This window comes from Amycolatopsis sp. NPDC114484 (genome assembly GCF_055633755.1).
Genome location: NZ_JBVKDQ010000014.1, coordinates 61,565 through 73,622 on the forward strand (window position 1 = coordinate 61,565; position 12,058 = coordinate 73,622).

Annotated in this window: 13 protein-coding genes; 7 read left to right on the top strand and 6 right to left on the bottom strand. The window is 71.2% G+C overall.

The window, feature by feature from the left end; genetic code table 11:
- The first annotated feature begins 72 nt into the window (after positions 1-72).
- Positions 73-966: a ferritin-like domain-containing protein gene (locus ACZ7SW_RS29870; protein WP_470233854.1), complete on the top strand. Its 894-nt coding sequence runs from the start codon at positions 73-75 to the stop codon at positions 964-966.
- Between the two features lie 51 nt (positions 967-1,017).
- Here the strand turns inward: ACZ7SW_RS29870 and ACZ7SW_RS29875 are convergent, their stop codons facing one another.
- The 5 genes from ACZ7SW_RS29875 to ACZ7SW_RS29895 all read right to left on the bottom strand — a co-directional run bounded on the left by ACZ7SW_RS29875 (position 1,018) and on the right by ACZ7SW_RS29895 (position 5,677).
- The gene (locus ACZ7SW_RS29875; RefSeq protein ID WP_470233694.1) at positions 1,018-1,707 is read right to left on the bottom strand and encodes a hypothetical protein; all 690 of its coding nucleotides are present in this window, start codon (positions 1,705-1,707) and stop codon (positions 1,018-1,020) included.
- A 45-nt stretch (positions 1,708-1,752) separates the two neighbouring features.
- Positions 1,753-2,763 (bottom strand): aminotransferase class V-fold PLP-dependent enzyme, encoded by a 1,011-nt coding sequence (locus tag ACZ7SW_RS29880; protein ID WP_470233695.1) that lies wholly within the window; start codon positions 2,761-2,763, stop codon positions 1,753-1,755.
- Positions 2,764-2,773: 10 nt separating this feature from the next.
- A complete protein-coding gene (locus ACZ7SW_RS29885; RefSeq protein ID WP_470233696.1) occupies positions 2,774-3,538 on the bottom strand; it encodes an isocitrate lyase/PEP mutase family protein in 765 nt (254 codons plus the stop codon).
- 73 nt (positions 3,539-3,611) lie between these two features.
- Positions 3,612-4,241, bottom strand: coding sequence for a GPP34 family phosphoprotein (locus ACZ7SW_RS29890; RefSeq protein ID WP_470233697.1), 630 nt, complete (start codon positions 4,239-4,241; stop codon positions 3,612-3,614).
- The gene (locus ACZ7SW_RS29895) at positions 4,238-5,677 is read right to left on the bottom strand and encodes an ArnT family glycosyltransferase (RefSeq protein ID WP_470233698.1); all 1,440 of its coding nucleotides are present in this window, start codon (positions 5,675-5,677) and stop codon (positions 4,238-4,240) included. Before ACZ7SW_RS29895 ends, ACZ7SW_RS29890 begins: the two co-directional genes overlap by 4 nt.
- Before the next feature lie 168 nt (positions 5,678-5,845).
- On the opposite strand from ACZ7SW_RS29895, the gene ACZ7SW_RS29900 reads away from it, so the two are divergent.
- A complete protein-coding gene (locus tag ACZ7SW_RS29900; RefSeq protein WP_470233699.1) occupies positions 5,846-7,057 on the top strand; it encodes a sensor histidine kinase in 1,212 nt (403 codons plus the stop codon).
- Positions 7,054-7,704, top strand: coding sequence for a response regulator transcription factor (locus ACZ7SW_RS29905; RefSeq protein ID WP_354746786.1), 651 nt, complete (start codon positions 7,054-7,056; stop codon positions 7,702-7,704). Before ACZ7SW_RS29900 ends, ACZ7SW_RS29905 begins: the two co-directional genes overlap by 4 nt.
- Position 7,705: 1 nt before the next feature.
- Here ACZ7SW_RS29905 and ACZ7SW_RS29910 read toward each other — a convergent pair whose 3' ends face one another.
- Entirely contained in the window at positions 7,706-8,383 is a 678-nt protein-coding gene (locus ACZ7SW_RS29910; RefSeq protein WP_470233700.1) for an IclR family transcriptional regulator, read from the bottom strand.
- A gap of 117 nt (positions 8,384-8,500) precedes the next feature.
- Between ACZ7SW_RS29910 and ACZ7SW_RS29915 the strand changes: the two genes are divergently transcribed.
- From ACZ7SW_RS29915 to ACZ7SW_RS29930, 4 genes are read left to right on the top strand one after another with little or no spacing between them, the layout of a single operon-like run.
- Positions 8,501-8,920, top strand: a complete 420-nt coding sequence (locus ACZ7SW_RS29915) for a nuclear transport factor 2 family protein (RefSeq protein ID WP_470233701.1) — start codon at positions 8,501-8,503, stop codon at positions 8,918-8,920.
- 24 nt (positions 8,921-8,944) lie between these two features.
- Entirely contained in the window at positions 8,945-9,778 is an 834-nt protein-coding gene (locus ACZ7SW_RS29920) for an SDR family NAD(P)-dependent oxidoreductase (RefSeq protein ID WP_470233702.1), read from the top strand.
- Positions 9,771-10,565 (top strand): SDR family NAD(P)-dependent oxidoreductase, encoded by a 795-nt coding sequence (locus tag ACZ7SW_RS29925; RefSeq protein ID WP_470233703.1) that lies wholly within the window; start codon positions 9,771-9,773, stop codon positions 10,563-10,565. Before ACZ7SW_RS29920 ends, ACZ7SW_RS29925 begins: the two co-directional genes overlap by 8 nt.
- The gene (locus tag ACZ7SW_RS29930) at positions 10,562-11,968 is read left to right on the top strand and encodes an FAD-dependent oxidoreductase (protein ID WP_470233704.1); all 1,407 of its coding nucleotides are present in this window, start codon (positions 10,562-10,564) and stop codon (positions 11,966-11,968) included. The genes ACZ7SW_RS29925 and ACZ7SW_RS29930 overlap by 4 nt, the downstream gene beginning before the upstream one ends.
- The last annotated feature ends 90 nt before the right edge of the window (positions 11,969-12,058 follow it).

The following is a 12,058-nucleotide window of genomic DNA, read 5'->3' on the forward strand; positions in this document are numbered from 1 at the left end:
GCGCGAGCGGCGGCGCACCCGGGCGGCCTGGCAGGATGGGCCGACGTGACCGCAGACCTCTCCCGGCGCGCCGTGCTGCGTCTGGGCGCACTGAGCGCCACTGTCGCCGCGGCTGTGCCGCTAGCCGCCTGCTCGGGCGGCTACGACGACGCCCCCGACCCATTGGCTCCGCTGCTGGCGACGGCCGAGGCGGACGCCGCCGCGGCCAGGAAGCTGTCCGGCGGCGACGCGGCCGGGCAGGTCGCCGACGCCAGAGCCGCGCAGGCGGCCGCGCTGAAGGCCGAGGTGGACCGGCTGAACCGGCCCAAGAAGGCGGCGAACGTCCCGCCCGCGCCCGCTGACCTCGGCGGGTTCAAGGACCGGCTCGCCGCCGCGCGCAAGCAGGCCGAGGACCTGGTTCCCGCGCTGCCCGCGTACCGGGCCGGGCTCGTCGCGTCGGTGGCCGCCGGGTGCGCCGGGCTGCAGCGGGTCGCGCCGGAGCTGGGGCCGGGGGCCGACGCGAAGACCGCTGCCGCGATTCCTGGTGCGGCGGCGAAGGACGCTGTCGAGTCGCTGCAAAAAGCCTTGGCCGCAGAACATGCCGCGTTGTGGGTGTACGGGCTGGTGACGGCATTCTTGCCGGGTGATTTCGGGGACGCGGTGAAGGCTGGGCGCGCCGAGCACACTGCGCGCCGCGACATCCTGACGCAGATGATTAGCGCGTCCTCCGCGACACCGGTTGCGCCCGAAGCCGCGTACGTGCCGCCTAAGCCGGTTACCGACACTGCTTCCGCTGCTGCCCTGGTGGCCAGCGCGGAGGCGGATACGGCGGCGGCTTGGCATGCCGTGCTTACGCATACCGACGATTCGGGGTTGCGCGGGATGGCGTTGCAGGCGTTGATCGCCGCGGCGCGCCGGGGAATGCCCTGGCGGCAGGAAGCGGGTCAGAAGCCCGCCGCGGTTGCCCTCCCCGGGCAGCCCGCATAGGAAAAGCGCGCAGGCTGGGCGAAACTCGGGCCTGCGCGCTTCCCGCGAGGGTCAGCGGAGCTTGCCGGACAGTTTCAGCGCGTTCTTCGCGATCCGGTTCAGCAGCTGCTTGTCGTGGTGGCCGTAGTAGAAGTCGGTGAGCACGATCGTCACCTCGGCGCCGCTGGCCTTCGACTCGTACTCGGCCTCGTTGCCGCTCAGCTTCGGGGCGTCGGTGTCGTGGAAGGTGCCGTCGCGGACCAGGTCGCTCACGTTGCCGGTGCCGTCCCGGTCGGTGAGCTGCTTCAGCTCGGTCGCCTTCGCCGCGTCCGGCATGGTCACCAGCACGACCGAGACCAGTGCCTTCGCCTCCCCGGACTGCACCGTGTACAGCGCCCGCGCCAGGGACTTGCACGGGTTGTCCTGGAAGAACTTCTTGGCGTCGGTGTAGGCGTTGGCGGCGCAGTCGGTGGCCTTGACCGGGCCTTCGGCCAGCTTGTAGTCGAACGCGGGCTTCGTCGTGGTCGCCGGGGGTTCGGCGACCGGCTCGGCAGGCGTGCTGTCGTGCCGGATCAGGTACCAGACGAGCCCGGCCACGACGGCGATCGCCACGAGCCCGGCGCCGCGCAGCAGCAGAGCGCGGTTGCGCGGCGGGCCGGACGGCGGCGGGCCCGGTTGCGAACCCGGTCGAGCGGGCACGGCCGGGATCGGGGCCGTGTCCGAAAGGCCGGGGGTACCGGGGGTGAACTGCGGGTGCGACACGCGACCACCGTAGTTCACCGCTTCTCCGGCGTTGAGCCCAGACGCTCAGCCCAGTGCGCTCAGAACGCGTTCGACGTCGTCAGGGCCGTTGTAGAGGTGGAAACCGACCCGTACCCGGCCGTTGCGGACGCTCGCGACGATCCCGGAGCCGGCGAGCCGCGCCGGATCGGCTTCCAGTGCCACGATCGCGCTTCCCTGGGGCTCCAGTCCGGCCGCGGCGCGCAGGGAATCGGCCAGGCCGGCGTTGTGTTCGCGGACCGCGGCGAGGTCCAGTGACGCGAAGTAGTCGAACGCTTCCGCTGCGCCAACGTGCGACAGCCACACCGGCGAAAGGTCGAACCCGCGCGCGTTTCCGGCCAGGCGCAGTGGCATTCCGTATACCGAGGACCACGGATCGTCGCCGGCGTACCAGTTCGCGGCGACCGGGCGGGTCCGTTCGTGCGCCCGCGGATGTACCGCGAGCCACGCGCAGCCGCGCGGCGAGAACAGCCATTTGTAGCCCGCGCAGACGATCCAGTCCGCCCACGCGACGTCCAGCGGCAGCCAGCCCGCGGCTTGCGTGACGTCGATCAGGACCGGCACGTCCGCGGCTTCGGCGGCGGCGCGCAGGGCGGCGGTGTCGAGGAGCGCGCCGTCGGCGGACTGCGCGAGGCTGACCGCGACGAGGTCGTGGCCTTCGACGTGGTGCGCCAGTTTGGCGAGCGGCGCTTCGGTGACGTTCGCCCGCTGCGCGAACGGGAACGTGACGCTGGTGAATTCGTTCTCGGCGACCAGAACGCGGGCGTCCGGAGCCAGCCCGGCGGCGACGTTCGCCGCCAGTTGCGACACCGACGCGCCGATCGCCACCCGATCCGCCGGAACTCCGGCCAGCCGCGCGAATCCGTTGCGGGAACGGGATACCGCCTCGTCGAAGTCCGACGGGGTGTCCTGTCCGGTGCGCCAGCGGGCGACCGCGGATTCGACCGCTTCGGCGACGGGCGTCGGCGGGATCCCGATGCTGGGCGTGTTGAGGTATCCCGCCGGGACGGCGAAGTCGGTGCTTCCTCCGAAGATCATGTCGTCGAGATTACGGGAGCAGCGCCGTGATCTCACCGTATGACGGCGGTTTCATCGGCAGTTCCGCCCCTTCCCGGACGGAGTCCACTGTGGCCAGTGCGGCGGAAAGCGCTACACGGTAAGGCGTTGAGCCGAGACTGACCCTTGCCACGCCCAAAGAAGCCAATTCGGAGAAAGTGGCTTTCCCGGGCAGGTGCAGGAGGTTCACCGGCACCTCGACCGCTTCGACCAGTTCGGTCACGTCCGCGGGCTCGTGCAGACCCGGGACGAAGACACAGTCGGCACCAGCGTCGGCGTACGCGCGGGCCCGGGTGACGGCGTCCGCGACCGGGCCAGCGCCGAGCCAATGCGTGTCAGTGCGGGCGTTGAGGAACATGCCGGGGACCCGTTCGCGCACCTTGGCCAGCAGCGCGGCCTGAACGACGATCGGAGCGAGGGCGTCGGCTCGGCCGTCTTCCAGGTTGATGCCGACCACCCCGGCGTCGGCGAGTTCCGCGACGAGGTCCGCTACTTCTCCGGCGTCGGCGCTGAAGCCGTCGGCGAGGTCGACGCTGACCAGGATGCCCAGCGGTGACAGCGATTTCGCCAAGGCGACGGTCGCGGCGCGGGAGGCCGGGGCGCCGTCGGCGAGCCCGGCGGCGGCCGAGACGCCGAGGCTGGTCGTGCCGACTGCCGGGTGGCCCGCGTCGGCCAGGGCGGCGGCGAAGCCGAACTCCCAGACGTTCGGCAGCAACAGCGGACGGCCGGGGACGTGCAGCGCGGCGAAGGAGGTCATGTCCGCCACGGTACGACGTCCACGCTTCGGCGGCGGCCGAACTGTCGGTCAGCCCCCTCGGCTGACCGACAGCTCAGCCCCCGGAACCGCCGGAGAACGCGGCGATCCGTGCCGCGCGACGGCCCGCCACGGCCTTGCGCAGCGCCGGAACCACCGGTCCGGCGAGCTTCTCCAGTTCCTTCAGCCGGTCGGCGTGGTGCCGCGCGTCCGACCGGGACATCCCGGCTCCGGAGGCCGCGGCGAGAGCGGCCAGCGCCGCTGCCGGGGCGTCCGCTTCGGACAGTGGCGCGGTCAGGGCGTGGTCGAGCCGCGCGTGCGCGTCGCGGACTCGCGCCGGGTCGGAAGGGACCAAAACCTTGCGGCGCAAGATCGAACTGCTGCCTTCTTCGAGCAAGCCCGCCGCGGAGAGTTGCGTTTCCAGCGACTGCAACGTGTCGTTCTTGCCCCGCCGCAGCAACGCGCGCCAGGACGCCGGGCTGTGCGCGCGAAGGTCGGCGAGCAGGTCGTCGAGCAGGAGGTCGCCGGTCGGCGCGGCACTGGTCGGTTCGGCGTGGCCGCGCTGATCGCGGAGGTTGCCGCGCAGCACCAGGTCGGTCACCGCGGCCGCGCGGACCAGCAGGGCCGCGTGAGGGCGGCGCGAGAGCGGGCCGCCGTCCGGATCGCAGGCGAGGAAGTACGCGCGTGCGGGCAAGGAGTCACTCATTGTTTCTTCACCTCTGGCCAGATCGTTTCCCAGGATTGCTTCCGCCCGGTGTACAGCCACATCAGCCCGGGCACCACTTCGGTGACCGAAGAGAAGTACGGTCTCAGCAACGCCGGATCGAAGCCCGTGAAAAGCACGTTCCTCGCCGAATCCGGCGGCCGGTCGAAGTACCAGTATCCTCGATGTCCACTGTAGACATTGTTGATCCCGTACCGCGGACCGTAGTACTCCACGGCCGCGGCGAACGGGTAGATCTCCCCGTATACGGCGGTTTCCCGGCGCACCGACTCGGGCAGCGACCGATACGTCTGCCCGACTCCGTCCGCCAGCTGTTGCTGCGCGGTCTCCCCGGCCGCGAACACGGTTCCGAGCGGAAAGGGCCCGAACGACGTCGCTTTCGTCGACGCCGGCCACACTGGAAGCCCGGCCACGGTGACCGCCGCCGAAAGCGCGAAAGCGATTCCGGCCGGGATCTTCCACCAGCGCACCAGATTCCGCCGGGAAAGCTCCGTCGCGGCGGCGGCGAACGGCAGCGAGTACAGGCTCATCAAGTAATACGAGCGGCCGTGCGTCCCGACGATCACCGCCACGACCAGCAGCAACGCCACCGCGAGGTACCGGTACGGCACCAGGTCCCGCGAGCGAAACAGCCGCCACATTCCGTACAGCAGCGCCAGCACGCCGATTCCCATTCCCGCGCCGAGCAGACCGTCGCGCGCGAAGCTGAGATAGCCGGGGAATTCGGCCGCGACGACTTCGCCCATCCGGGTGTAGGCCCAGCCGTGCGTGGCTTGCCAGAGGAACGTCGGCAAGGTGGCCACGACGGCGATCAGCGCGCCCAGCCACAGTTTCGGACGGGACACCAGCTTTCGCGGCCCCAGAACGAGCGCGGACACCAGCACCGCGCCCCACAGCGCGGGAATCAGGAATTTCGTCTGCAACGACACTGCGGTGACGACTCCGGCCCAGACGAGCAAGCCGTCGCGCCGGGTCCGGGTCCAGCGCACGAGCAGGAACACCACGAGCGTCCAGAAGAACGGATCCAGCGCATACGTGGCGACCCAGTGACTGATGATCATCAGCCCGGAAGTCGCGTACGCCCCCGCCGCCATCACCTGCGCCCCGCGACCGCCGCCGAGTTCGCGGGCGGTCAGCGCGGTCACGACCGCCCCGGCGCCGGCCGCGAGCGCCATCGGCAGGCGCAGCGCGACCAGCGAACCGGGGAACCACTGGTCGAGCGCCCCGGCCAGCAGCGGGACGAGCGGCGGCTGGTCGAAATACCCCCAGGCCAGGTGATCTCGACCAGCCACGAGGAAGTACAGCTCGTCGAACCCGTGCGCGTACCGGGTGCTCGTCGCCACCAGCAGCACGACGGCGGCCGCCGCGACCGCCAGCACCGGCAGCCGGGCGAACCGCGGGATTCCTTCGCTCGTCATGGCGTCGAGTCCACCGCGCCGGGCGGGTGCGGGGTAAGCGTGCTCGGTATCGACTCGCAGCGACGAAAGTGGATCGATCTCGGCGCGGCCGCAACTTTCGGCGGTACCCGGCCACCCGGGCGGTGCGGATCCGGCGCGGCCGGGCGGGCGACCGGATACCGTGGCCGGGTGACCAGCACGTGCCGTCCCCAGCCGCGGTCGACCGACTGGCTCTGGCTGGGCGGCACCGCGCTGGTGTTCGCCTGCCTCGACTTCGGGCTCTTCCTCGCCGCCGGACCCACCACCGGTTTTCTCGGGCCGTACGCGACGCTCGTCCTGGAACTCGTCTGCGACGCCTCCCTGCTTCTCCTGGCGCGCTTCCCGAACGGCGTGGCCGGGCTGCTGATCGTGGCCTCGCTGGCGATGCTGGCGTCCGACCTCTTCTCCCCCGGCCTGCTCGTGCCCACCCTCCAGCCGACGCTGATGACCGTCCCCTCGATCACGCCGATCGTGCTGGCGCAACTGGTCCGGCAGCTGGACCGGCGGCGGCTGCTGTGGATCGCCGGATTCCTGGCGCTGCTGGCGACGCGGCCGTGGAACCCGGCCTGGAACACGACGCCGTTCGGGTTGCTGAGCACCGCGCTTCCGGTGGCGGTGGCGCTGTACTTCGAGGCGCGCCGGCAGCTGCTGAGTTCGTTGCGGGACCGGGCCGAACGCGCGGAACGCGAGCAGCATCTGCTCGCCGAACAGGCGCTGGCGGCCGAGCGGCGACGGCTGGCCAGCGAGATGCACGACGTGGTGACCCACCGGTTGAGCCTGATGGTGCTGCACGCGGGCGCGCTCGGCGTGACCTCGCCGGATCCGTCGGTGAAGGCGGCTGCCGAGGACATCCGGCGCGAGGGCGCGCACGCCCTGGACGAACTCCGCGACCTGGTCGGCGTGCTGCGCAACGGCACCGGAATCGAACCGCCCGTGCCGAATCCGCCGCTGCCCGGCGAGGTGGCGGACCTGGTCGCCGAATCGGCGGCGGTCGGCATCGCGACCGAGCTTTCCGTGACCGGCGACCGGACTTCGGTGTCGCCGACCGTCGCGCGCACCGCGTATCGCGTGGTGCAGGAGGCGCTGACCAACATCCGCAAGCACGCGCCGGGCTGCTCGGCGACGGTTTCGCTGCGCTATCACCCAGGCGGACTGGACGTGGCCGTCGCCAACACTCGCGCGACGCAGCCGCCGGACCCGGCGCTCGCAGGCAGCGGCTCCGGTTCGGGGCTGAGCGGGCTGCGGCAGCGGGTCGAACTCGTCGGCGGGACCTTCGAGGCAGGCCCCGTGCCGGGCGGCGGGTTCCGGATCGGTGCGATACTTCCCGCCTACGTCCCGACCACGGAAGGTGCTGCCCGGTGATCACGGTCGTGGTGGCCGACGACGAGCCGATGGTGTGCGCGCACCTGCGCACGATCCTCGGCTCGGCCGGCGACATCGAGGTAGTAGCGCAGGCGCGGGACGGCGCGGAGGCGGTCGAAGAAGTGGTCCGGCACCGGCCTTCGGTGGTGCTGATGGACCTGCGGATGCCCGGCGTGGACGGGCTGGCCGCGATCGAGCGGATCTGCGCGCTGCCGGAACCGCCCGCGGTCGTCGCGCTGACGACCTTCGACGCGGACACCTACGTCATCCGCGCGCTCCGCGCGGGCGCGGCCGGGTTCCTGGTGAAGTCGACGCCGCCGGAGGATCTGATCGGCCTGGTCCGGGTCGCCGCGGACGGGCATACAGTGCTTTCGCCGTCGGCCGCGCGCCGGTTGGTCGCGTTGTCGTCGGACGGCCACCGCCGCGACGACGAGGCCCGCCGCCGGACCGCCGGGTTGACGGAGCGGGAGCGGGATGTGCTGGCCTGCCTGGGAGAAGGACTGTCCAATGCGGACATCGCCGGTCGGCTGCATCTGGCGGAGGCGACGGTGAAGAGCTATGTGTCGCGGATGCTGGTGAAGCTCGACTGCACGAACCGGACGCAGGCCGGGTTGCTGGCGCACGAGGCCGGGCTCGTCGGCCGGTAGGTCATTTCAGCAGCGAGCCCAGGCGCTGTGCGGAGGCCACCACCAACCGGCCCAGCTCGTCCGGGTCCGGAGCCTCGAACAGTGACAGCCCGATGCTCGTGCCCGGTGCGTCACGACCAGTCGGCACGACCGCGGAAATCCCGGTGATCCCCGGCGCGATCTCCCCGACCGACACCGCGTAGCCCCGGGACCGGGCGCGCGTGATCTCCTCGCGCTCCCCCTCCACCGGCGGCTCCGCCGAAAGCAGCGCGAGCCCGGCCGAGCCGCGGCCTATCGGGTCCAGCTGGCCGCTGCGGAACGACACGTGCATCCGCGCTTGCCGGGGCTCCACGATCATCAGCATCCGCACCTGTTCGGCGTTCTCGCGGACGACCAGGTGCGCCGACGCGCGGCCGGCGTCCGAAAGTTCCTCCAGCACCGGGCGCGCGAGCGTGCGCAGGTCCTGTTCGACCGGCTCGGCGAGGCGCACGAGGCCGGTGCCGAGCGAGATCCGCTTGAACCGGTCGCGCCGGCAGAGGTGGTGCGCCTCAAGCGTGCGCACCAGCCGGTGGGCGACCGTGCGGTGCACGCCGATGCCGTCGGCGATCTCGGTCATCGTGAGCCCCTGCGGATGCTCCACCAGCAGCTCCAGCACCTGAAGCCCGTGGCTCAGCGTCTTCGACGTCCCCGATTCGGACACACGGCTCCCTTGACGACAGTTGTCCGGCGACTTACTGTTCCTACATATCGCACGGTGCGTGCGAATATAGCACGTTTGCCGCTCCCGGCAACTCCCCTTGCGGATCGAGGTTCGGACATGAGCGAAGTCCCCGTCGAGGATGTGCTGGCGGTGCATCAGCTCTACGGCCGCCAGAGTCACGCCATCGACTCCGGCCAGGCCGCGCGCTGGGCCGCCACGTTCACCCCGGACGGGGAGTTCGTCTCGCCCAGCTACCCGGAGCCCGCGGCCGGCACGGCCGCGCTGACCGCGTTCGCCGAGCGGTTCCACGCCGGGTGCGCGGAGTCCGGCGAACGGCTGCGGCACGTGGTGTCCACAGTGGAAGTCCGGTTAGGACAGTCCGGGGACGCCTTGCGAGCGCTCGCCTATCTGCAGATCGTCGGAACCCCGGAGGGCGGCTCCCCGCGACTGCACCGGCTCACCGTGCTGGACGACGAACTCGTGCGCACCGCGGAAGGCTGGCGCGTGCGCCGCCGCACCGTGCACCGCGAGCCCTGAGAAAACAACGAGGAGAAAACCCAGATGACCACTCTCGAGCCCACCGGCCCCGGCCGGGTGCTGCACCAGCCCGCGACCGCGCGGTACCCGGAGATGCCGGGGAAGGTCGCCGTGGTCACCGGCGCCGCCCGCGGCATGGGCGCTCGGTTCGCCGCCGGTCTCGCCACTCGCGGGGTGCACGTGGTGGGCGGCGATCTCGACGCCGCCGCGATGACCGCCACCGCCGACGAGCTGACCGCCGCGCTGGCCGCGGAGTCCATTGAGGACAAGCCGGGCCGGATCGTCGCGTCCGCTTTGGACGTCACCCGCGCCGAGGACCACGTCGCGCTCGCCCAGCGCGCGATGGACGAGTTCGGCCGCATCGATTTCTGGGTCAACAACGCCGGGATCTTCCCGTACGGCGAGGTTCCCGACATCACCCCGGAGCAGATCCGCTCGACGCTCGCGGTGAACGTCGAGGGCGTGCTGTTCGGCGCGCAGGCCGCGGCGGCGCGGATGGAACCGGGCAGCGCGATCGTCAACATGGCGTCGGTGTCCGCGGTCCGCGTGCGCAAGGGCCGCGCGGCGTACTGCAGTTCGAAGGCGGCCGTCGCGCACCTCACCGAATCGCTCGCGGTGGAACTCGGCGACCAGGGCATCCGGGTCAATTCCATCGCCCCGGGCTACATCGACACCGAAATGACCCGCTGGATCCAGGACGACGCGCCCGCGCTGGCGAAGGCGCTGGACGCGGTGCCGCTGCACCGGATCGGCTCGCCGGAAGAGGTGTGCAGCGCGCTGCTGTTCCTGCTTTCGGACAGCTCGCGGTACGTGACCGGGCACAGCCTCGCGGTCGACGGCGGCTCCCGGCATGTCTGACGCCACCGAAGCCGTGCGCTACCCGGACGTCGTGCTCGTGACGGGCGCGGCGAACGGGATGGGCGCGCAACACGCCCGCGCGCTCGGCGAACGCGGCGTGCACGTCTGCGTCGCGGATTTCGCTGGTGCGGACGAAATCGCGGACGAGATCCGCGCGGCAGGCGGCGCGGCCACTCCGTACACAATGGACGTGGTCGAACCAGCACAGTGGACTCGTGTGCTCGATCGGGTCCGCGCCGACCACGGTTCGCTCGGCGGGCTCGTGAACAACGCCGGGATCTCCCGGCGGCTGGAATTCCAGGACACCACCGCGGAAGTCTGGGACCGCGTGCTGGCGGTGAACCTGTCCGGGCCGTTCCACGGGATGCGCGCGGCGGCGCCGCTGATGCGCGATTCGGGCGGCGGTTCGATCGTGAACATCTCGTCGATCTCCGGCCAGATCGGGTACTTCTCCCCCGCCTACTCGGCGAGCAAATGGGGTCTGACCGGATTGTCGAAGTCCGCCGCGGGCAATTTCGCGAAGTGGCGGATCCGGGTCAACTCCGTCCACCCCGGACTGGTCGACACCGGGCTCCTCGCGGGCGCGGACGCGTTCGTCAAGTCCGCTGTGGACAGTGTGCCCGCCGGAAGGATGGCCGATCCCCAGGAAGTCACCGACACGGTGCTGTTCCTGCTGTCGGACCGGTCCACCTACTTGACCGGGAGCGAGGTCACTGTGGACGGCGGTCTCGTCTCGAACGGTCTCTACCACCGCATTCTCGCCGAAACCGGAGGTGATCTGGGATGAGTATCGACATGGGCGTCGTGGTGATCGGCGGGGGCGGCGCTGGCTTGGCCGCCGCCGTGTCCGCGGCCGAGCACGGTGCCTCGGTGATGCTGTTCGAGTCGGAGAAGGAACTCGGCGGCTCGACCCAGCTGTCCGCGGGCATGCTCACCGCGGCGGGCACGAGCGTTCAGCGCGAACTGGGCATCGAGGACACGCCGGAACGGTTCTTCCAGCACTACCTCGACCTCAACCAGTGGCAGCTGAAACCCGGTCTGCTCAAGACGTTCTGCCGCGAAGCCGGTCCCGCTGTCGAATGGCTGATCGGGCTCGGTGCGGAGATCCCGGCGAAGGTGTCGCACGACGCGCACACGCCGGGGCTGACCCGCGCGGGCGTCGAGGACGTCTGGCGCGGGCACGTGCCGAAGGACCAGGGTTACGGCCTCGTCCAGGTGCTCGACCGCGCGCGCCGCAAGGCCGGTGCCGAGGCGGTGCTGAACACCCGGGTCGAACGGCTGCTCGTGGAGGACGGCCGGGTCGCTGGCGTAGTCGCCGACGGCATCGAGGTCCGCGCGAACTCAGTGATCGTGACCAGCGGTGGGTTCGCCCAGGATCCCGCTCTGCGCTCGCAGTACTACCCGGACGCGGACGCGGCGGGCGAGGATCTGTTCGTCGTCGCCGCGCCCGGCTCGCGAGGCGACCACTTCGCGTTCGGCGAGCAGGTGTCCGCCTCGATCACCGGCGAGGGCTGGGGACTGCTGCTGCCGACCGCGTATTTCCAGCGCCTGCACCACTGGCAGTCCGGATTCCCGCCGCGCTCGCGGGTGCTGGTGAACGCGCACGGCCGCCGGTTCATGGACGAGGACGCGTCGTACGCGGTGTCCAGCGGCATCATCTCCGCGCAAGACGGTCCAGTGTGGATGGTCTTCGACGACCGAGCGCGCCGCGACCTCCCGCCGGGCTACGCGCATTGGAACGCCGACCACGTACTGTCCGAAGCGGACGCTGGCCGCACCCTGCGCGCCGACACCCTGGAAGCACTCGCGGGCAAGATGAACGTGCCCGCCGACGCGCTCCAGGCCACTGTGGACCGATGGAACGGCCAGCTCCCCACCGGCGAGGATCCGGAGTTCCTGCGGCACGAGACCTTGTCCGCCAAGGGATCGGCCGAACCGCCCGCGAAAATCGAGACCGGTCCGTTCTTCGCCGCCCGCACGCTGCCCGCCGAACTGGTCTGCACGCACGCCGGGCTGGAGATCGACTCCAGCGCCGCGGTGCTCGATGTCCGCGGCGACCGCGTGCCCGGGCTGTTCGCCGCGGGCGAGGCCGGGGCCGGGGTGCTCGGTTTCCGCTACGTCGGCGGCGGCAACGCGGTCGCCAACGCCGTCACCATGGGCCGCATCGCCGGCCGCTCCGCCACCGCCTGATCCGACCGACTTGCCAATCCGGCCAAAAGAAGGCCGCCCCCCGGCTCGGGACGCGACCGTTGCCGTAAAGCCATCAGGCCGTGGCTGTGG

Bases quoted from the DNA above. Each gene is read 5' to 3' on its own strand.
- ACZ7SW_RS29890 (WP_470233697.1), bottom strand. From the start codon at position 4,241: ATGAGTGACTCCTTGCCCGCACGCGCGTACTTCCTCGCCTGCGATCCG.
- ACZ7SW_RS29930 (WP_470233704.1), top strand. From the start codon at position 10,562: ATGAGTATCGACATGGGCGTCGTGGTGATCGGCGGGGGCGGCGCTGGC.
- ACZ7SW_RS29885 (WP_470233696.1), bottom strand. From the start codon at position 3,538: ATGACCTCCTTCGCCGCGCTGCACGTCCCCGGCCGTCCGCTGTTGCTG.
- ACZ7SW_RS29925 (WP_470233703.1), top strand. From the start codon at position 9,771: ATGTCTGACGCCACCGAAGCCGTGCGCTACCCGGACGTCGTGCTCGTG.
- ACZ7SW_RS29880 (WP_470233695.1), bottom strand. From the start codon at position 2,763: ATGATCTTCGGAGGAAGCACCGACTTCGCCGTCCCGGCGGGATACCTC.
- ACZ7SW_RS29920 (WP_470233702.1), top strand. From the start codon at position 8,945: ATGACCACTCTCGAGCCCACCGGCCCCGGCCGGGTGCTGCACCAGCCC.
- ACZ7SW_RS29915 (WP_470233701.1), top strand. From the start codon at position 8,501: ATGAGCGAAGTCCCCGTCGAGGATGTGCTGGCGGTGCATCAGCTCTAC.
- ACZ7SW_RS29895 (WP_470233698.1), bottom strand. From the start codon at position 5,677: ATGACGAGCGAAGGAATCCCGCGGTTCGCCCGGCTGCCGGTGCTGGCG.